The 20,086-nt window shown below is 38.9% G+C and carries 18 protein-coding genes; 12 read left to right on the top strand and 6 right to left on the bottom strand.

The window, feature by feature from the left end:
- The 4 genes from FJR38_RS18470 to FJR38_RS18455 form a co-directional block, all read left to right on the top strand.
- Positions 1 to 1,144 (top strand): sensor histidine kinase (locus FJR38_RS18470; protein WP_254449507.1); only part of this gene is annotated, 1,144 nt, incomplete at its 5' end.
- 176 nt (positions 1,145 to 1,320) lie between these two features.
- Positions 1,321 to 4,317 carry a PAS domain S-box protein gene (locus FJR38_RS18465; RefSeq protein ID WP_168491096.1) on the top strand — a complete coding sequence of 999 codons (2,997 nt, stop codon included), beginning with the start codon at positions 1,321 to 1,323 and terminating at the stop codon, positions 4,315 to 4,317.
- A 182-nt stretch (positions 4,318 to 4,499) separates the two neighbouring features.
- Positions 4,500 to 4,877, top strand: coding sequence for a response regulator transcription factor (locus tag FJR38_RS18460; RefSeq protein ID WP_168491097.1), 378 nt, complete (start codon positions 4,500 to 4,502; stop codon positions 4,875 to 4,877).
- Positions 4,878 to 4,916: 39 nt separating this feature from the next.
- Positions 4,917 to 7,004 (top strand): DNA phosphorothioation-associated putative methyltransferase, encoded by a 2,088-nt coding sequence (locus FJR38_RS18455; RefSeq protein ID WP_168538696.1) that lies wholly within the window; start codon positions 4,917 to 4,919, stop codon positions 7,002 to 7,004.
- A gap of 15 nt (positions 7,005 to 7,019) precedes the next feature.
- Here FJR38_RS18455 and FJR38_RS18450 read toward each other — a convergent pair whose 3' ends face one another.
- Positions 7,020 to 7,607 (bottom strand): hypothetical protein, encoded by a 588-nt coding sequence (locus FJR38_RS18450; RefSeq protein ID WP_174764053.1) that lies wholly within the window; start codon positions 7,605 to 7,607, stop codon positions 7,020 to 7,022.
- Positions 7,608 to 7,840: 233 nt separating this feature from the next.
- Between FJR38_RS18450 and FJR38_RS18445 the strand changes: the two genes are divergently transcribed.
- A complete protein-coding gene (locus FJR38_RS18445) occupies positions 7,841 to 8,410 on the top strand; it encodes a pentapeptide repeat-containing protein (RefSeq protein WP_168538694.1) in 570 nt (189 codons plus the stop codon).
- 61 nt (positions 8,411 to 8,471) lie between these two features.
- On the opposite strand, the gene FJR38_RS18440 is transcribed toward FJR38_RS18445, so the two are convergent.
- The gene (locus FJR38_RS18440) at positions 8,472 to 8,903 is read right to left on the bottom strand and encodes a hypothetical protein (protein ID WP_168538692.1); all 432 of its coding nucleotides are present in this window, start codon (positions 8,901 to 8,903) and stop codon (positions 8,472 to 8,474) included.
- 529 nt (positions 8,904 to 9,432) lie between these two features.
- Here FJR38_RS18440 and FJR38_RS18430 point away from each other — a divergent pair.
- Positions 9,433 to 9,603 (top strand): hypothetical protein, encoded by a 171-nt coding sequence (locus tag FJR38_RS18430; RefSeq protein ID WP_168491107.1) that lies wholly within the window; start codon positions 9,433 to 9,435, stop codon positions 9,601 to 9,603.
- A 52-nt stretch (positions 9,604 to 9,655) separates the two neighbouring features.
- Here FJR38_RS18430 and FJR38_RS18425 read toward each other — a convergent pair whose 3' ends face one another.
- On the bottom strand, positions 9,656 to 10,735 hold the full coding sequence (locus FJR38_RS18425) for a hypothetical protein (RefSeq protein WP_168538690.1): 1,080 nt from the start codon (positions 10,733 to 10,735) through the stop codon (positions 9,656 to 9,658).
- Positions 10,736 to 10,769: 34 nt separating this feature from the next.
- Positions 10,770 to 11,756: a hypothetical protein gene (locus FJR38_RS18420; RefSeq protein ID WP_168538688.1), complete on the bottom strand. Its 987-nt coding sequence runs from the start codon at positions 11,754 to 11,756 to the stop codon at positions 10,770 to 10,772.
- Between the two features lie 216 nt (positions 11,757 to 11,972).
- Here FJR38_RS18420 and FJR38_RS18415 point away from each other — a divergent pair, with 216 nt between their 5' ends.
- The 4 genes from FJR38_RS18415 (at position 11,973) to FJR38_RS18400 (ending at position 16,853) form a co-directional block, all read left to right on the top strand.
- On the top strand, positions 11,973 to 12,725 hold the full coding sequence (locus FJR38_RS18415) for a response regulator transcription factor (RefSeq protein WP_168491113.1): 753 nt from the start codon (positions 11,973 to 11,975) through the stop codon (positions 12,723 to 12,725).
- Between the two features lie 112 nt (positions 12,726 to 12,837).
- Entirely contained in the window at positions 12,838 to 14,157 is a 1,320-nt protein-coding gene (locus FJR38_RS18410) for a cell wall metabolism sensor histidine kinase WalK (RefSeq protein WP_168538686.1), read from the top strand.
- Positions 14,158 to 14,178: 21 nt separating this feature from the next.
- Positions 14,179 to 14,856: a phosphate signaling complex protein PhoU gene (phoU, locus tag FJR38_RS18405; RefSeq protein WP_168491116.1), complete on the top strand. Its 678-nt coding sequence runs from the start codon at positions 14,179 to 14,181 to the stop codon at positions 14,854 to 14,856.
- A gap of 419 nt (positions 14,857 to 15,275) precedes the next feature.
- Positions 15,276 to 16,853: an iron uptake porin gene (locus FJR38_RS18400; RefSeq protein ID WP_168491122.1), complete on the top strand. Its 1,578-nt coding sequence runs from the start codon at positions 15,276 to 15,278 to the stop codon at positions 16,851 to 16,853.
- 74 nt (positions 16,854 to 16,927) lie between these two features.
- On the opposite strand, the gene FJR38_RS18395 is transcribed toward FJR38_RS18400, so the two are convergent.
- Positions 16,928 to 17,173 carry a hypothetical protein gene (locus tag FJR38_RS18395; RefSeq protein ID WP_168491183.1) on the bottom strand — a complete coding sequence of 82 codons (246 nt, stop codon included), beginning with the start codon at positions 17,171 to 17,173 and terminating at the stop codon, positions 16,928 to 16,930.
- Between the two features lie 66 nt (positions 17,174 to 17,239).
- Between FJR38_RS18395 and FJR38_RS18390 the strand changes: the two genes are divergently transcribed.
- Positions 17,240 to 17,845, top strand: coding sequence for a DUF3318 domain-containing protein (locus tag FJR38_RS18390; RefSeq protein WP_168538961.1), 606 nt, complete (start codon positions 17,240 to 17,242; stop codon positions 17,843 to 17,845).
- Positions 17,846 to 17,877: 32 nt separating this feature from the next.
- On the opposite strand, the gene FJR38_RS18385 is transcribed toward FJR38_RS18390, so the two are convergent.
- Entirely contained in the window at positions 17,878 to 18,666 is a 789-nt protein-coding gene (locus FJR38_RS18385) for a DUF1868 domain-containing protein (RefSeq protein ID WP_174764052.1), read from the bottom strand.
- 82 nt (positions 18,667 to 18,748) lie between these two features.
- Between FJR38_RS18385 and holA the strand changes: the two genes are divergently transcribed.
- On the top strand, positions 18,749 to 19,735 hold the full coding sequence (holA, locus tag FJR38_RS18380) for a DNA polymerase III subunit delta (protein WP_168538684.1): 987 nt from the start codon (positions 18,749 to 18,751) through the stop codon (positions 19,733 to 19,735).
- The last annotated feature ends 351 nt before the right edge of the window (positions 19,736 to 20,086 follow it).

The following is a 20,086-nucleotide window of genomic DNA, read 5'->3' as shown; positions in this document are numbered from 1 at the left end:
TCTTCATGAATTGCAACTAGCACAAACCCAGCTAATCCAAAGTGAGAAAATGTCAAGTCTAGGACAACTTGTAGCCGGAGTTGCCCATGAAATCAATAATCCCCTTAACTTCATTTGTGGCAATTTAAGGTATGTTGGCGAGTACGCTTTAGACTTGTTACATCTGCTGCAAGACTATCAGAAATTTTTACCTATTGCTCCTTTAGATTTGCAATCAGATTTAGAGAATATAGATTTGGAATTTATTATCCAGGATCTGCCAAAACTATTGGATTCCATGAAGTTAGGTACTGATCGAATTGTGGAAATTGTCCAATCCCTCAAAAACTTTTCCCGTCATGACGAAGCCCAGATAAAAACCGTCAACATTCATGATGGTATTGACGGAACACTGATGATTCTTCATCATCGCCTCAAAGCGGCTGGTCATCGTCCAGAAATTAAAATCATTAAAGATTATGGCAAACTTCCCCAGATTGAATGCTACCCCGGACAGTTAAACCAGGTATTTATGAACATCTTGTCTAATGCCATTGATGCGTTAGAGGAAAAAATAGAAAATAGGGAAATATCTACTCCTACGCCTCAAATCATCATTCGCACTCAAGTCCTTGACAATCAGTGGGTGGTAATTTGTATTACCGACAATGGACTAGGAATGAAAGAGGAAGTCATGAGGCAGATGTATGATCCCTTCTTCACTACAAAAGAGGTAGGTAAAGGAACAGGTTTAGGTATGGCAATCAGTCATCAAATTGTTGTAGATAGACACAGAGGGATTCTAAAATGTCGTTCTCAACCGGGTAAAGGGACAGAATTCTGGATTCAGATTCCGGTAAATTGTGTAATGGTAGACTCTGCTGAAGAGGAAAATTACAATTCTGTGCCACCAACTTCCACAACTGAATTATCCCCTATTACCGATGAAAATGGCTTCATGACCTCAACAGTTCCCATCATGCTCAAACCTACGGATCTGCTAATTCGCCATACTCAACTGATCCAGCAACTTTCACAGCAAAGTCCCAACCTTGATGCTGCATCACCAGAGCAAATTTACCAGATGTTCCAACAGTATCCAATTTCCATCAAGCTCTATGCCACCTTGTTGTCCTGCTTCTATTCTCCTACTCAAATTGATTAGGTGATAGAGAGCAGAGGGAAACTTTTTAACAACTAACTAATACCGCAGGGCGGAATTAAAAATTAAAAAAGCAGATGATACAAGCTTCTTGAGAATTCCTAATGGTTGGTTTATTTACGTCGTTGTGTACGTACTAAGAACAGAGAAAAATTTTACAAATTACAAATTATAAAATTATGTTTACTGAACTTGATGAATATAATCGTCAGCTATTTGAACAATGTCCGGTTGGTTTGGTACTGTGCCGAACAGATGGAACGCTGATTGATATTAATCCTGCTTATGCTGCTATTTTGGGGCGTACTGTTCCCGAAACACTGAATCTCAACCGCTGGCAGATTACTCCTAAAAACGATGCCGCCACCGAGCGAGGGATGTTAGAGAAATTAGAAAAAACTGGTCGCTATGGACCCTATGAGCAAGAGTATCTTCATCAAGACGGGCATCTAGTTCCAGTCAGGATTTCTGGACGGATGATTGAGAAAGATGGCGATCGCCTACTCTGGTGTAGTGTAGAAAATCTCAGCAACCTCCAACGCGCCCAACAAGAACGCCAATATGCCGAACAAATCCTCAAACAGAGCGAAGCAAGATATCGCTCTTTAGTAACAGCTACCACTCAAATTGTTTGGGTAGCTTCACCCACAGGTATTTGTATTGAAGTAGCAAGCTGGATAGCTTATACAGGACAAACTGTAGAGGAAGCATCCAACGGGGGATGGATTGATGCCGTACATCCTGATGATTGCGCTCATACAGCCGAAATTTGGGGTGCAGCCGTTGCTAATCGCAGTATCTATGAAGTTGAATATCGCATTCGTGGCAAAGATGGTTCTTATCGCCACTTTTTTGTTTGTGGTGCGCCCGTCATAGCGGAAGACGGCAGTATTCGGGAATGGATTGGAACTTGCACCGATATTCACGAACGCAAACAAGTAGAAGCCGAAAATCAACGTCTCTTGGATATGTTAAATCATTCCAGCGATGCCGTGATTGTACGCGACTTTGCCGACAACATCACCCACTGGAGTCAGGGCGCAGAACGGCTTTACGGCTGGATCTGTCAGGACGTAAAAAATCAAACCACCAGTCACAAACTTCTACAAACAATCTTTCCTAAACCTCTAGAAGAAATCCAGGCAGAATGCTGGCAACAAGGTATCTGGGAAGGGGAACTACAACATATCACCAGTGATGGCAAAGGCATCATTGTCCAGAGCCGTTGGACAGTGCAAAGAGATTCATCTGGACAACCATGCGCCACCTTGGAAATCAATACTGATATTACTGCTCGCAAACAAGCAGAAATCGCTTTGCGGCAACTCAATCAAGAACTGGAAGCCAGAGTGATAGAGCGGACAGCAGCCCTGCAAAATACCCTCGCAGAAGCACAGGGTTTAAATGCCATTTTGGATAACTTAGCGGATGGTTTATTGGTGATAGATACCACCGGACTGATCACTCATTTCAATCCTGCCTTTTTAGCCATGTATGGATTGACAGCCCCCACCATGAATGGACACTACCAGGAACTACCAATATCCGGTTTAACAGAGCTATTTGAACGCACTCAAACCCATGCAGGAGATGTATTTGCAGCCGAAGTCACACTAGCCAAAGAACGCATTGGTCAGGCAGTAGCCACCGCCGTTTTCAAAAGAACAACAGCGAATGAACCCACAGTTTGCTTTGGTTCTGCACTGCTAATTCGGGATGTAACGGCGGAAAAAGAAATAGACAAGATGAAAACTGATTTCATTTCCACTGTTTCCCACGAGTTGCGGACACCTCTTACCTCGGTTCTCGGTTTTGCTTCCATTATTAAAGAAAAGCTAGAAACCAACGTATTCCCACTACTTTCTACCGAAGACCGCAAGCTTCAGAAAACGATTAAACGGGTGGGTGACAATCTCAATATTATTGTCTCGGAGGCAGAACGACTGACATCTTTGATTAACGATGTCTTAGATATCGCCAAGATGGAAGCAGGTAAAGTGGAATGGCAGATGCAGCCCCTCGATGTCAGTGAATTACTAGATGGGGCCACCAATTCCACCGCTGGATTATTTGAAACTAATGGTTTGCAGTTGATGAGCGAGATTGAACCCGGACTACCTCAGATAGTAGGCGATCGCCATCGGCTACTACAAGTCCTCATCAACCTGATTTCCAATGCTGTTAAATTCACTACATCTGGTTCTGTCACCTGCCGTGTCAAACAAGCAAACGACGGGGTTTGTATCAGTGTCATTGATACAGGTGTTGGCATTGCCCCTGAAGATCAGCCGAAAGTGTTTGAGAAATTCCGCCAAGTTGGCGACACTCTCACCGACAAACCCAAAGGAACAGGGTTAGGATTACCTATCTGTAAACAAATCATCGATCATCATGGCGGAAGAATCTGGGTGGAGAGTCAACCAGGGAACGGTAGCATCTTCTCGTTTATTGTTCCCACTTCTATCAGCAATACCCACCCCAGCAGTCCCAGTCTAAATCTAGATGCCCTCGTCAAACAACTCAAAGAACACGTTATCACCACGAAAACGGTGCGGAATGAAAACTGCAAAACTATTCTGGTGGTTGATGATGATATCAATATTCGAGAACTGCTGCGTCAACAACTGGAAAACGAAGGTTACAATGTCCAGGAAGCAAAAAATGGCGTAGATGCAATTCATCAAATTAAAATATCCCGTCCTGATCTAATTCTCCTAGACGTGATGATGCCTCAAATCAACGGTTTTGATGTGGCCGCTGTTCTTAAAAATGATCCCCAAACGGCGGAAATTCCGATTATTATTCTCTCAATTATTGAAAATAAGGAACGAGGCTACCACATTGGCATTGATCGCTATCTGACTAAACCCATTGACACAGAAAAACTCCTCACTGAAATAGGCTCATTGCTTTCTCAAGGTACTTCTAGTAAAAAGGTCTTGGTTGTTGATAAAAATGCCTCAACTTTAAAAACCATATCGGATGTATTGCAAACTCAAGGATACAGCGTAATTGAAGCTTCCGATCCACAAGAATGTATCAATAAAGCTCGGTCAGCTAAACCAGATATGATCATCATTGATTCTATTTTCTCTCAGGAAACAGACATGGTAAAAGCTCTACGGTTTGAAAAGGCGTTAGAAAATGTATTCTTTATTATGCTGTCTGATCGCTAATTACACAGGACTTACGCAAAATATCTCTGAAACCCTCTTTTCTTCGTGTTCTTCGTTCCTTCGTGGTTCATTCCTTCGTAGTTCGTTCCTTCATAGTTCGTTCTTTCGTGACTTGTGCGTAAGTCCTATTACATAAACTAAGTTTGAATTTTAAAGAATAATTAAGCCAATCCCTAATCCCTATGACTCAAAAAATTCTCATTGTTGATGATGAACCTAATATCTTAATTTTGATGGAACAAGCTCTAGAAGCATTAGAAGATGAAGGAGTTGAACTCCTAACTGCCAGAAATGGAGAAGAGGCTCTCGAAACTATTAAAACTGAAAAACCAAACCTGGTCTTTCTCGATGTCATGATGCCTAAAATGAGTGGTTTGCAAGTATGTCACATTGTGAAACATGACTTACAAATGACTGACATCTACATTATAATATTGACAGCTAAGGGACAGGAATTTGATAAACAAAAAGGAATTGAGGTTGGTGCAGACCTATACCTCACTAAACCCTTTCGTCCCAAAGAGGTACTTGAAAAATCAAGGCAGGTGTTGGGATTTTAATGACAAACTAAATGGAATGTACTTGAGGAAAACTGCTCAATGTTTCATCCTATTGATATCAGTAACATAATTAAATGTTGCCAAAACAATGTAGTTGGCAAAATGTTACCTGATGCTTTTTACATTCATATTTTAGCGTTACATACTCTTGACCCTTGGCTTCAGGAATATGAAAGCCGCGCTCGTATTGCTGTACCTCAAGCACAGGCGGCAACTTTAGTTAAATTTAGCACTAATAAACCGAAAATTTCCTATTTATTTTATCCTGATTTTGATACTGATCCTCATCCAGCTTTACAAACTAGTATTCAGGTTGATGTAGAAACTTTAGAAGTTGGTTATCGAGATTACAGTGACTCAGAAAATCCGCCTATTTTACACCGCAAAGAAACTTTTGTTTCCTCAGAATATCCCTTTTATGAAGAGTTTGCAGCTTTAACTCGCGCTCAAGTAGCGTTAGGTTTACTCAATCATACTAGAGGGATTGGTACTAAGTTGGGCTGGGAACAACGGCTACAAGTTTATGGTGTGGAAGTTCAAGGACATCGCTTAATTCAACGGGAAAAAACTACTATAGCTACAACTATAGTTCCCAAAATAGACCGTCACAAAGCGGCAATTATTCGCCCTGATTTGTCCCGTCCTGTGCGTTTAGCCCTAGAATCTAGCTTATTTAGCCCAGAAACTACCTTTTTTGATTATGGTTGCGGACATGGTGGAGATGTCACCCGCATTGCTGAACAGGGTTATACAAGTTGTGGCTGGGACCCTTATTACTCACCAGATACACCCAGGATAGCTGCGGATATTGTGAATATTGGTTTTGTGATTAATGTCATTGAACACCAAAACGAGCGCCGGGAAGCCTTAATAGAAGCTTGGAATCTCACTCAAAAGGTGTTGCTAGTAGCCGCCCAAGTATTAATAGCTGATATTAAGCGTGGTGTAATTGCTTACGGTGATGGGGTAATTACTAATCGTAACACATTTCAGAAATATTATGAACAAGAAGAATTAAAAATTTACATTGACCAAGTATTAGGAGTTGATTCAATTCCTGTGGCTTTGGGGGTTTATTTTGTCTTTCGAGATGAAGCTGAAGCTGAGTTATTTCGTGCTTCTCGTTTTCGTTCCCGCGCAACTACTCCCCGAATTCGTGGTTGTGTAAAACGATTTGAGGAACATCAGGAATTATTAACTCCGTTAATGAATTTTCTGACGGAACGGGGAAGACTTCCCAGTAAGGGCGAATTATCTCAAGAAGCGGAAATTGCTGGGGAATTTGGGAGTTTACGCCGGGCTTTTAATGTCATTATACAGGCAACTGACTCGGATGAATGGCAGGCGATCGCAGATAAACGCCGTCAAGATTTGATGGTTTATTTAGCCCTGTGTAATTTTAGCCGTCGTCCTAGATTAAGACAATTAGCCCCCTCAGTTCAAGAAGACATTCTTGGTTTATATAGTAGTTATAAACAAGCTTGTTTAGATGCTGACCAAATGTTACGCAGTTTGGGAAATACAGAACTCATTATCAAACGTTGTCAAGAAAGCAAAGTAGGTAAAAAATTACCGAATTCCCTTTGTGTTCACATTTCTGCATTACAAGCAGTTGATCCTTTACTCCGTCTTTATGAAGGTTGCGCGAGTAGGACTATTGGACGGTTAGAAGCAGCAAATGTGATTAAATTTCATCTCAAAACACCCAAGATTTCTTATTTATTTTATCCTGATTTCGATATTGATCCTCACCCAATTTTATCAAAGGTGATGACAATTGATCTCCGGGATTTGCACGTTACTTATCAAGATTATGATCTGGAAGATGACCCACCAATTTTACACCAAATAGAGGCTTTAGTTACTCCCGATTATCCCCAATATGAGAAATTTGCTAAGTTAACTCGTCAAGAAGAAGATAGGGGACTTTTGGATAATTGGCGCAGTATTAGTCGTCTTTCTGGCTGGAAAAAATGTCTGCAAGAAAATTGTACTGTTCTCAATGGTTATAAGCTAAGTTGGTGTAAAGATGCTGATTCATATAAATTGAAATTATTAAAAAATGCTGTTTATCATCGCAAAATCGAAAGAGATAAAATTAATCAAGGTGAAGATTCAGAATTATAGAAATGGAATCCGTTTTTATCTGCGTTCAATTTCTTTAGCTAATTTTATCCAATCTGTAATTCCTTTCTGTGTGGGTATTCCTGAGTTATTAAATGTCCAAATATCTCGTTTGTGTTGCATTCCATAACTAATGTGAATTGGTTGATGGTTACTGTAAAAATATAGAGAATCGAAAGGTAGTTTTGTTTGTAAAATCCATTCTACTAATTCTGTAGTCGGTAAGTCTATGATGAGAAAATCACAAGCTGCTCCTAATCTATCACAGTAATATTTACCATTTTTGTTGATTTCATAACTGATATGTTGATCAAGGTTGGGGGCTACGCGCCCATTTTTTTGACCCGTAACTGGATCTTTTTTCTCAAGATACTTTTTTAAGTCTGGTGAACAAAAACCGTAAGTAAGCCGAAATTTTTCTCTACTAAAATAATCTATGATTGGGTCAATGATAAATTTAGTTAAATCCTGTAACGCCGGAATTACTTCTTGTCTGTTTTGCGGATAGGGGTTGATATTTTCGGCATATTTATGATAAGTTTGTGTACAGGTGCAGAATTCTTCTAAACTAAGATATTTGCCTAATTTTAAATTGCTGATTTTCATAAATACTGAACAATAATCCGACTGGTAATTATATTGTAGCATTTGAGTAATTGTACATGATTTAATTAATTACCAAGAGGTTAAAAAATGTGAATATATTTATAATTAAAGCTATATTTATGATTAAATTAAATCAACACTAAATTTAAACTCTATTTTCCATAATCATTTTGTCAGCAATATTTAATTATATTTGGAATTTTGAATTGTTAATTACTAAGGTCTAGAAAGGTATGAATGTTCCAGAACTTTTAGCTAGGTATGCGACAGGAGAAAGAAGCTTTAGCCGAATTGCATTACCAGGAGCAAATCTACAAGGGGTAAACCTGGGTGGTGTTGATTTTGGGAGAGCAGATTTAAGAGGAGCAAATCTGACAGAAGCTTCTTTTAGCGGAGCTAACTTGAGTAAAGCTAATCTCCAAGGCGCAACTTTAGAAAGAGCGCATTTATCTGAAGTAATTCTCTGTGGTGCTGATTTAACTCACGCTACGTTGACAACTGCTCACTTAAATGAATCAGACCTCAGCGGCGCATTGTTAGGTGGTGCTAACTTGTGTGATGCTAATTTACACATGGCCTCAATTTCTTCCGCAAACTTACAAGGTGCAAATCTGAGTGGGGCAAAAATGGGAGGAGTGCGAATGTGGAAAGCTGATTTACAAGGTGCAGACTTGAGTGGTGCTGATTTAAGTGAGGCTAATTTGTGTGAAGTGAATTTAACCGGAGCTAATTTAGATGATACAGATATGAGTGAAACCTTTCTTACAGGTGCTATTATGCCTGACGGTAGTATTCATAGTTAATACTATTTCAAGGTTGCTAAATAGTTAGAATATACACATTTTGAGTTAATGTATCCCCTAACTATACTTGAGTAGGTTCTTTTGCTTTTTCCAACCACCGACTGTAATCCTCTTCGTTTCCTCCAAAAGATTCAACTGATACTTGTCTCTCTGGCATTGGTTGAAGTGGAGAATTTATAGGTGAATATTTGCAGTAACAAATTACAATCATATCAAAACCTATACCAACTGGAATATCAGGAGTGTAGGTTTCTACGTTGGTCACTTCCCAATCGCTGAGGCGATAATGGGTTTTAGCTTCTGGATAGTGTGCATCAGCGAACTGATCAACACGGATAAACTCTGGTGGACGATATCCACGTTCTGGCAATGGTTCATCTGAACAATCATAATGTTCAGCTAAAATTTTTGTTAAAGAACCTGTGTGAGCATATTTTCTTTCTTGCCAACCGGGTTGACGCTTTTCAGCCCGAAAAACAATCCACTTACGCATTATTGTTACTCCTTATCGGCATCAGTGTCATAATAGGACTGTGGAAATTCTGTTTTACCATCAAATACACAATCCACAGGTAGAATATCGTTGCCCGTTTTCTCTATATCAACCAGTTTCCAACCGTATTTCTCAGACATTTCTATGGCTAACGCCACACTTCGTTATCACAACAGTCTTCGTCGGCTGCTGCATGACGAGATTTATTATTTTTCTCGTCGTACCTTGATTTTGGCATATCTTTCTCAATGTTATTAAAGGTGTTGCATAATGGAAGTATGAATTAAGCTCACGCAAAGACGCAAAGGCGCAAAGGTAAGAGTTTTAAAAGTTAAAGTCAGAGAATTCATACCTGAATTCAGCAATGCCGCTTAATTGGCGCGATCGCTTTTGTACTTGTTTTCCAGACAAATTTCCTCTATTGACACTATGGTAGTACCACTCTAGGATTATGTCAACTCATATTAGTTCTATAGTAGATGTATATTCAAGGAAAGTAGAACGGTAAACTGATAGAGCAGCGTTAGTTATGACAGTGACAACTGATAAAACCAGAGTATCAACATACATAGAGCAAAAACTTAAAGATGATGCTGAGAAAGTAGCCAAGAACCAAGGCAGATCCTTGAGTAATTATATAGAACAGTTAATTAAACAAGATGTAGCTAGGGCAAAACGGGAAGGCGAAATAACGGATTAAGTCTTTATAATAATCACAATGGCAGGTATTTTACCTGCCATGACCCAATCAATTATTTAGTTTTTGCTTGGCTTTTTGCCTGTTCTAAGGCAATTTCTTTCATCGCTTGATAGGAATTGACATTTGAACTACCTTCAATAGCCTTAACAGCCAAATCCTGAACTTGTTTAAGGGCAGATTCTAATTGTCTGGAAAGATTTTCTAGTCGTGTTTGTTGATTAGTTATTGTTTGTTCTAAAGACTGTAATCTTTGCTCGTAAAAACGTTTTTGTCCTTCTACTTCCTTCGCATACAAATCTGATTTTACCTTAGCTTGGTAAGTAGCAATACCTTTACCTTCTTCTGTCGCTTTTTTGAGAGCAATTTCTTTGTCTTTGGGGAACGCTTCTACTTTAGCTTTCAATTCTGCAAATTCTTTTTCTCTGTCAGCAATTGTTTTCTCTTTTTCAGCCCATTCTTTTTCTGTTGCTTGTTTCTGTTCGTCCAATTGGTTATTTAATAACTTTCGTTCCTGCTCATATTCATCAATTGTTAACTTGCGTTGCAGTTCTAAATCATATTTATATTCTGCTATATCTCGTTGTCGAGTCCGGTTGAGATTTTCATTGCGTTCCTTAACAGTTAGTTGATGTTCTTCCTGTGCTTTTTTCCAGTTATTATTTAGTTCTAAAATTTCCTGAGCTAAAATTTCATAACGTTGACTGTACTCCTCCTGATACGCTTTTTCGTTATCTTCATAAGATTGAATCAAAGTATCTAAAATATCTTCAGAAACTTCTAAGTTATGTAATTGAGCTAATTGGGAAACTTCTTCTTCGACAACTTGCTGAATTTCTGCTAATTTAGTAGCTTTTGTCGTTAGTTGTTCGGATAATTCATTAGCAGCACTACCAAATCCTAGCTGAATATTAGCTAGACTTTGAATTGTATTATTCATCTTTTGTTGAATAGTAGTAGTTTGAGTCATAGCTATTTTAGGTTCTGGTGTAGTCTGTTCTTTAGGTGCAGCAGGTTTTTCTTTTGGTTTCTGTTCTAATTGGTTTTTTAGTGCAGCTTGCTCTTTGACTAATTCTTCATAAGCTTGGAGAATTTCGGCTTTTGTATTTTTATCAGTTGGTTTTTTTGCTGGCATTATTCACCTCTAAAATCTGGAAATTTTCAAGTTTCTATTTATTATTTGTAGAACTGTCAAAAGCTCTCATGGCTAAATCTTGAGCTTGTTTAAGCGCAGTTTGTAGTTGAGCAGCAATCCCTTCAACTTGTTCAGTTTGTTTGCTAATTGTTTCTTCTAGAGAGTTAATTTTTAGTTCATAACTCTGTTTTGTGGATTCCCATTCTTTTTCAAATAAATCGGATTCGACTTTAGCTTTTTGGCTAGTTTCCTTGATAGCATCTTCTCTAGATTTCTTAAATGCCTCTTCCAATTCTGTAGGAAATTTAGCAGCTTGTTGTTGATATTCCGTAAACAATTTTTGATTATCTGTGAGTATTTTCTCTCTTTCTGTCCAGTCTTTTTCTTTTTGTTGAATAGTGTCGGCTATTTCTCTTTCTAAATTGCGTTTTTTGCCTTCATAAGCATCTGTTGTGAGTTTACGAGTAGTTGCTAATTTGTATTCATATTCTTCTGCTTCTTGTTGCCGCTCTTTTGCTAATAACTCATTATAAGTTTGCAATTTTTCGGTAAATTCTATCTGTTCTTTTTGCCATTCTTTTCTTTTCGCGGCTGCTTCTTTTTCTATAACTTCTTTTTGATTAGCTGTATCCTGTTCTAGGATTTTTAATTTTTCCTGATGTTCTTGAGTAAAAATATCTAAAGTATCAGCGACAATTCTAATTTGTCTGAGTTCTTGTAAGCGTTGTGTTTCAATTTCAATAGATTGATTCAGTTCATCTAGTTTAGTATTTTCTTGTGCTAATTTTTCTGCCAGTGCATTGACAATGCTGCCAAATTCTAATTGTAAATCAGCTAAACCTTTAACAATAGTATCAATGGTATAGGTAGAAGCTGCTGCTAAAATTTCCTGGTTTTTTACCTTTTCAGCTTCTTCTTGTTTAGTAGCTATTTTTGTATCTAGTTTTTTCCTTTCTGTCCGAATTTGTTGAAAGGATTGTACCAGTTGTTGTTTGCTATCTTTAATTACACCCGTTGTCATATTTCCACTTCCTTAAATTAGCTAATTCTTCCTTGTTACCTTGTATTGGTACTTTTGTACTAAGAGTGTAATTTATAAATCTGCGGTTGTCAAGATAATTCTGGAGACTACTGATATATAACTTTACAATCAAACCAAATAGAAAGAAAATCAAAATAAATCTATGGTTGGTATGATTTATAATATACTAGGTTTTGTTATACACTTGCCAAATTAATGTATACCAGTGAATTGGCTAAATATTCCGTGAGAGCAGACATTGGACAAACAAGTCGAATTCTCATAGTCGAAGACGAAGAACTGATTCGGGAAATGCTAGTTGTCGCGTTGGCAGAAGAAGGCTATGACGTAATTACGGCTGATGATGGGCGAGCGGCGATAGAATATCTAAAAAGTTATGAACAGAATTCAGAAGATTTTTGTTTAGACTTGGTGATATTGGATTTGATGTTGCCTCAAATCAATGGTCTAGATATCTGTCGGCTATTGCGTCATCAAGGAAACTCAGTACCAATTTTAATGCTCAGTGCTAAAGGTAGCGAAACTGACAGAGTGCTGGGTTTAGAAGTGGGGGCGGATGATTACTTGACTAAACCCTTTAGTATGCGGGAATTAGTGGCACGGTGTCGAGCTTTACTGCGTCGCCAACGTTTAAGTACATTGCCACAAGTCCCTGTTCTCAAGCACAAAGATATAACTTTAAATGCTCAAGAGTGTCGGGTAATAGTCCGTGGAGAAGAGGTAAACTTGTCTCCTAAAGAGTTCCGGCTGTTGGAACTGTTTATGAGTTATACCCGTCGCGTATGGTCACGGGAGCAATTATTAGATCAGATATGGGGTCCAGATTTTGTTGGGGATAGCAAAACGGTGGATGTTCATATCCGTTGGTTACGGGAAAAGTTGGAACAAGATCCCAGTCATCCAGAATATGTTGTAACTGTAAGAGGTTTTGGTTATAGATTTGGTTGATGCACCCTTTCTTCTTTAACACCTTGTTGAGGGAGGGGGTGTTGCAGCAATTTTGATAATTGTTGAAGATAGTTGTTAGTTTTGAGTAATCACACAGCAACTAGGGATTTCAATGTTTTTACTGGGGTTTTTTCTAGGTTTATTTGTCGGCCTTTGTGTTTGGGTTTGGCAACAAGTTAATCTCAACCGCTATTTAGAGGGATTACTGCAACCGTTAAGTTCTCATTCCCATAAAATTACCAATATTAAACTTCTGCTGAGACCTCGTGTACGGCAGGAAATATCTATGGTGAATAGACAGCGAGAAGATTTGCAGCGGTCATTATCTATGTATAGAGAATTACTAGATTTTGCACCGCTGGGATATTTGCAAGTAGATGAGGAAAATCAACTGTTGTGGTGTAATCAGCAAGCGCGGGAAATTTTATATCTCCAAAGATGGCAACCGGGACAGGTGCGTTTGTTGCTAGAGTTAGTCAGGTCTTATGAATTGGATCAGTTGATTGAACAAACTCGTGATTGGCAAAAGCCCCAAGTCCAGGAATGGGTTTTTCACCCTTCTTGTGAGGATGCTAAGGTGATGACAGAATTAAAGTCCATGTTTTTGCGGGCTTCTAGTTTACCTTTACCGACAGGACAAGTGGGGGTATTTTTGGAAAATTGCCAGCCTTTGCTAGATATGAAGCAAGAACGCGATCGCTCTTTTTCTGATTTAGCCCATGAACTCAGAACACCTCTGACGGCGATTCGACTAGTCGCGGAAACTCTGCAAACCCGTTTAGAAGCACCCTTAGATCGTTGGGTTAATCGGCTCATTCAAGAAGTTGACCGGCTGATTAATTTGGTACAAAGCTGGTTGGAACTGACGCAGATGGAAAATAACCCCACTATGCAGTTAAATTTAGAAATGGTGGAAATGCGATCGCTCATCACATCAGCATGGGAAACACTAGAACCAATTGCCCAACGTCTATCTTTGAAAATCGCCTATTCTGGTCTAGAAAGCATTTATATTCAAGCAGATAAGTCTCGCATCTATCAGGTATTTGTCAATTTGCTAGATAATAGCATCAAATATAGCCCCCCTGGGACTACTATTCATATTGACACTAAAATAATTTCTACTAATAACGGCCAAATGTTGGAAATAAATATCATTGACTCCGGTGTAGGCTTTGCTATTGCAGATTTGCCCCATGTGTTTGAACGATTTTATCGAGGGGATAAAGCCCGTCATCGTTCACCAGTCAATGAAGTAAATTCGACAACAGGAATCGTCGGTAGTGGCTTAGGTTTGGCCATTGTTCAGCAAATAGTGATCGCTCACGGTGGTTTAATCAAGGCTATGAATCATCCAGAAACCGGCGGTGCTTGGCTACAAATTCACTTTTTGCAAACCATGACAAACTCACCTAGACAAGACTATAGTTAAAAAAATATATACACTTTTGATATGACCAGTGTAAAAGCTGTATTTGATACTCAAAACAATAAAACACCACAAATAAAACGCTCTATTATGCGTTTGCAAAGGGATTTATTCCGCATGGGTGCTTTAGTAGAACAATCATTTCGTCTTAGTCACCAAGCCTTATTTGCCCGTGACTTAATAGCCGCTCAACAAATACCCCGATTAGATAAAAAAATTGACCGCTTTTATAGACAAATAGAATCGGACTGCACCACCATTATTATGCGCCAAACACCGACTGAGCAGGACTTGCGGTGCTTGAGTGCTTTCATGCAATTAGTTCGTGATTTAGAACGAATTGGGGATTATGCTAAGGATTTGGCAGAAATTGCCATTAAAATTTTCCCTTATCCACCCCATAGTTCTCTACCAGAGATTGCCATTATGTCTCAACACGCCCAAGCAATGTTAGCAACTTGCTTAGTTGCTTTAGCAGAATTGGACGAAACAAGTGGCAAACGAATGAAACATTTAGATGATGCTGTTGACAATGCTTATGATTATCTTTATCAAAGTTTTGCTCACCAACGAGATGTACCCGGAGTGATTGAGCCAATTTTACTGTTAACCCTAGCAATTCGTTGTTTAGAACGAATGGCAGATCATGCTACAAATATTGCTCAACGAGTTACGTATATAGTAACTGGTCAACGTTCATAAGAACATTGACTTATATAGCAATAGTATTTGAAATTTGAAAAAATCTAACTATTTGTAGGGTGCGTTACGCTAACACACCCTACATATTTTAATGGCTACGCTACACGAACAAAAATCAAATATTAGTCCTATATGTTACTCATCAAGATATAACTGAGGTCTCAAAACCATGCTAGTAAATATAAAACTTTGAATACAGTCATTTGCAGAAGCACTAAAACAATAACTTCATAAACAGAGGATCATCCAGCCTTTACCTATCCATAAATAATTCATAACTTTGTATAAAAATTGAATTTTTACTTGTGTTAATTGCCATTGATAATGTACAATCACCACATAACATTTATGTGTAAATCCCTGAGATTGGACTTTACCACTAGTTGTGTTTCGTTTAGGTGTGAGAGAGATTGGAATTTATGAAAAAAGCTTTCTGGAATATCCTTAAAGTCAGCCCCGTTATTGCCTCTACTTTATTGGCTGGTAACAGTTCCTTTGCTGCTGAAGTTAACGACCAAGTTACAAGTGTTGCTCAATTATCCAAAGAGTCTAATAACCTGGGTCAGGTAACATCTGTTTCTCAGTTCTCCGACGTACAACCTACAGATTGGGCGTTTCAAGCTTTGCAATCTTTAGTTGAACGCTATGGCTGTATAGCTGGTTATCCTAACGGCACTTTCCGTGGTAATCGCGCTTTGAGTCGGTATGAATTTGCCGCTGGTCTAAATGCTTGCTTAGATCGTGTTAATGAACTCATTGCTACAGCTACTGCTGACATGGTAAGCAGAGAAGACTTAGCTACCTTACAGCGTTTACAAGAAGAATTTTCTGCTGAACTAGCAACTCTGCGCGGTAGAGTAGATGCTTTAGAAGCAAGAACATCTGAATTAGAAGCTAATCAGTTTTCTACTACTACTAAACTCAAAGGAGAAGCTCTTTTCACCCTATCTCAACCTTTTGGAGATGAAAACGTTAGTGGTGGTGATTTAGAATCTAATACTACCTTTGGTAATCGTGTCCGTTTAAGCTTAGAAAGCAGCTTCACCGGTAAAGATAAGTTGCAAACACGGTTAAATGCAGGTAATATATTTTCTAACCGTGGAGTTACAGAAACAAACATGACTCGGTTAGGTCATGACACTGATGGTACTAATAATGTAACTGTTGACAAAGTTAATTACGCTTTCAACTTGAGTGATAGAATCAACGTCAAGATTGATGCTGTTGGTGCTGAGTTGAATGAAAACGTAGAAGTTTTCAACCCTGACTTTAAAAGTAGTGGTTCAGGTGCTTTATCTCGCTACGGACGTTTCAGCCCTATCTATCGTCTCGCTAATGATGGTGCTGGTATTACGGTTAACGTTAAGCCCAGTCAAGCTTTTACCCTAAGTGCAGCTTATTTTGCTCGTAACAGAAATAGTGCTGCTAATCCTATTGCCGAAAGAGGACTATTCGATGGCGATAATACCTTCTTTGGTCAAATAGCTCTCAAGCCTAACAAAGCTTTCGGAGTTGGTTTAACCTATGCCCGTTCCTATCAAGCTACTCCTAGCTTATTTGGTAGCACAGGTAGTAGTAGAGCTAATAATCCTTTGGCTGGTAGAACTGAATCAGATAACTATGGTTTAGAAGTTAGTTTCCAACCTAGTTCTAAGATTACATTAGGTGGTTGGGCTGGTTATACAAATGCTAGTTTGGCAAGTGGTTCTGGAGATGCAGATGTTTGGCATTGGGCGACTACTTTAGCCGTGAAAGATTTTGGTAAAGAAGGTAATACTTTAGGTTTAATCTTCGGTCAACCACCTAAAGTTACCAGTGCTAGTGGTGCATTTACCAAAGATGCAAACACTTCTTATCATTTAGAAGGTTTGTACAAGATGAAGATTTCTGACAATATTCTCATCACTCCTGGTTTGTTAGTGATTTTCAATCCTGAACATGATGATACTAACAAAACTACTTATGTCGGTACTGTGCGGACTACCTTCAGCTTCTAGAATCAACTGAAGTTCACGTAGCTAGTTTTTAGTATTAGGGGTTTAGCAATGCTAAACCCCTAAATTTTTTAACTCTATTTTTGCTCAGATAAATCTGTTGGTGGTCTATCATTACTCCAAGCCCACCAGACAAAATCGCAATGACAATGATAGAATTCTTGCCACTTACGACGACGATCTGGGGTAGTTACAGGCGATCGCCTATTTAACCACACATTGATCGCTTCTCGACTACTAGCATGGCATTTAGGACAATGAAATTGATATGCGTGTACTGCCTGATTTGTCCATTCTGGCGGATTCGGATCAAAAGCGTCCATGTCAATATAAAGTGTAATTTTAGTAATCAATGAATATACATAATATTATGACTAATAATGGATGCTATGGAGCCAAATATTGAAATTCGTCGGTTGTTAGATGTAATGCCTGCTTCTGGGCGAATGATGACTAAAATCGTCAGTAAACCCGAACAAAAGCAGGTGATAGATGCTGATTTTCCCCTGCCTTTTAGTCAAGAAAGACCGATATATATTAATTTTGATTTGTGGCGACGGTTGACAAAGCCTCAACGGGATTTACTACTGTTACAGATGGTTTGCTGGTTAACAGGTGTAAAATGGTTGCAACCTCATATTTATCAAGGTGTGATCTTGGTAGGGTTTGCAGGGGGAATAGTGGAAGCAGTCCAGGCTGATATTGTAGGTGTGGTGATAGCCGGAGGATTAACTGCTTTAGCGGCTATGAGAATTTGGCGAATAAATAAATCCCAGGAATCAGAATTAAATGCTGATACAACGGCTATTAAAATCGCCCAAAGACGGGGTTATTCAGAAACCGAAGCCGCCCAACATTTATTAACAGCAATTGAGACAGTAGGGAAAATAGAAGGGCGTTCTGGTTTAAATTTTAGTGAATTAATTCGTTGTCAAAATTTGAAAGCGATCGCAGGTTTATCAACAGTTAGTATAGTTCACACTCGTAATTCGTAATCATGATTTACGAATTACGAATTATGAACTAGTTAAAAATCCAAACTCGGCCAGTCTGGTTGACGATAATAATGGGTCATTTTGTCAAATTTTCGCAGTTCCACCTTTTTAATGAGAAAATCTGGCATATTTAACAGCAATGATTGATTAAACTCAGAAAATATGGTGCTGAGGTTAACTCGGTCTAATTCTGGGGGAATTTCACCGAAATATCCTAATGTCACATGGGCTGTAAAATGATAATGTTGCTCAATACCCAAGCCCATTAATGTGCGATTTTGATAGATGATCCTGCGGAATTGAATAATTTCCTCGTAGGAACGTTTATCTTTTGGTACTAAACATACACCTACCGCCCTGGGCATGACAATTAATCCCAACATTTGCCAAGATATAGGATCGGATTCCTTTGTCATCAATTGCTGATATTGTTGAAATCTCTCACTTAATTGAAAGTTCAAGTCTTCAGCAAATTGGGGATTTTTTTCACAAGCATGAAGAAAAGCACTATCCCAAATTAAATCTGCCACCGTCACATGAAAACTAGCAGGAGGAACAGGTACAATCAAATCACTACAAATGGGTAGCTCTAAGAGTTGTTGTTGATAGGCTTCTATTTGGCTGTAAAAAGCAGCGTTATTTGTATCTTCTTCGGCTGGTGGGGTAATCAGCGTATAGCCTGGAAAAGGTGCAGCAACTCTTACTCCAGCATGAAACCGGAATTTGGAAGATTCCTGAATATGCTGAATTTGGGTTTTGTAAGCTTCTGGTAGCGTCATGCGTGCTACCCGATTTAAATAGGTTTGGTAGTTGTCGTCCAATCTTTATCACCTTGCGCTCTCTTGATAGATTGTAGGGAAATTTACTCGATTTGACGAAATTAATTTTAAATTTTGAATTGCTATGCCAATCTATGTTTATTGGGGTGAAGATGATTTTGCTATGGAAAAAGCCGTAGTAATTTTGCGCGATCGCATTCTTGATCCCCTATGGACAAGTTTTAATTACACCTCATTTCCCCCAGATCAAGCCGATGCCATTGTCCAGGCTTTAAACCAGGCTATGACACCTCCATTTGGGGCTGGTGGGCGTTTGGTGTGGCTCATTAACACCAATGTTTGCCAAAATTGTCCAGATCAAGTCTTAGCAGAATTACAACGCACTCTCAAGGTGATTCCCGCAGATTCAACTTTACTATTAACCAGTCGCAATAAACCCGATGAACGCCTCAAAAGTACAAAACTCCTCAAACAGTACGCTACATTCTGCGAATTTCCCCTCATTCCCCCTTGGAAAACAGAACTAATTATCAAATCAGTTCAACAAGCTGCTCAATCTGTGGGGATGACATTAACTCTCCCAATAGCTGAACTATTAGCCGAATCAGTAGGCAATGATACCCGTCTTCTCTACAATGAACTGGAAAAATTACGTCTCTATACCGAAGGTAGCGGTAAACCTTTAAATGTGAATACAGTATCTGAGTTAGTGAGGAATACAACTCAAAATACTTTACAACTAGCAACAGCCATCAGAAATGGCGATACTCCAAAAGCTTTAGGTATTTTAGGTGATCTCATCAATGCCGCTGAACCAGGTTTACGGATAGTTGCCACACTTATTGGTCAATTTCGCACCTGGTTATTGGTAAAAATGATTATGGAAAGTGGTGAACGCAATCCGCAAGCGATCGCTCAAGCTGCTGAAATAAACAATCCTAAACGCATCTACTTCCTGCAACAAGAAGTGAAATCCCTCCCCCTCCAGAAACTCATCTCTGTCTTACCTCTACTATTAGAGTTAGAAGTAAACCTCAAGCAAGGTGCATCCGAAACTTCAACACTACAAACTAAAATAATAGAACTCTGTCAAATATGTCAGCGTATTTGATCTACCCATCTATATAATAGATGGCTTGCTGATAGCGTAGCGTAAGCCACATAAACCAAAAACCTAGATAAATCAATGACAATTGACAGGTAATAGGAAAAAGAAGAGAAAAATGTTCTTCTTTCTTAACTCCTGACTCCTGGCCTTAACGAAAAGACTTTTCAGCAAACCCTATATAGATTCAACCGTGATTGGAACTTCTGATTCAGAAAATAATTCAGACCTATTATCATCTTCCCTATTTTCTTTCTGTGTCACCTATTATATGCTCGAAATTTACAGTGTTCATTTACACAAACGATTGCAAATTGTCTCTCAAACCTTGATTTTGGCAACTGTTGCCACTGCAAG

Source organism: Anabaena sp. UHCC 0253 (genome assembly GCF_009712085.1).
GTDB lineage: Bacteria > Cyanobacteriota > Cyanobacteriia > Cyanobacteriales > Nostocaceae > Dolichospermum.
Note: the sequence above shows the minus strand (reverse complement) of the source record. Positions and strands in the feature narration are given on the sequence as shown.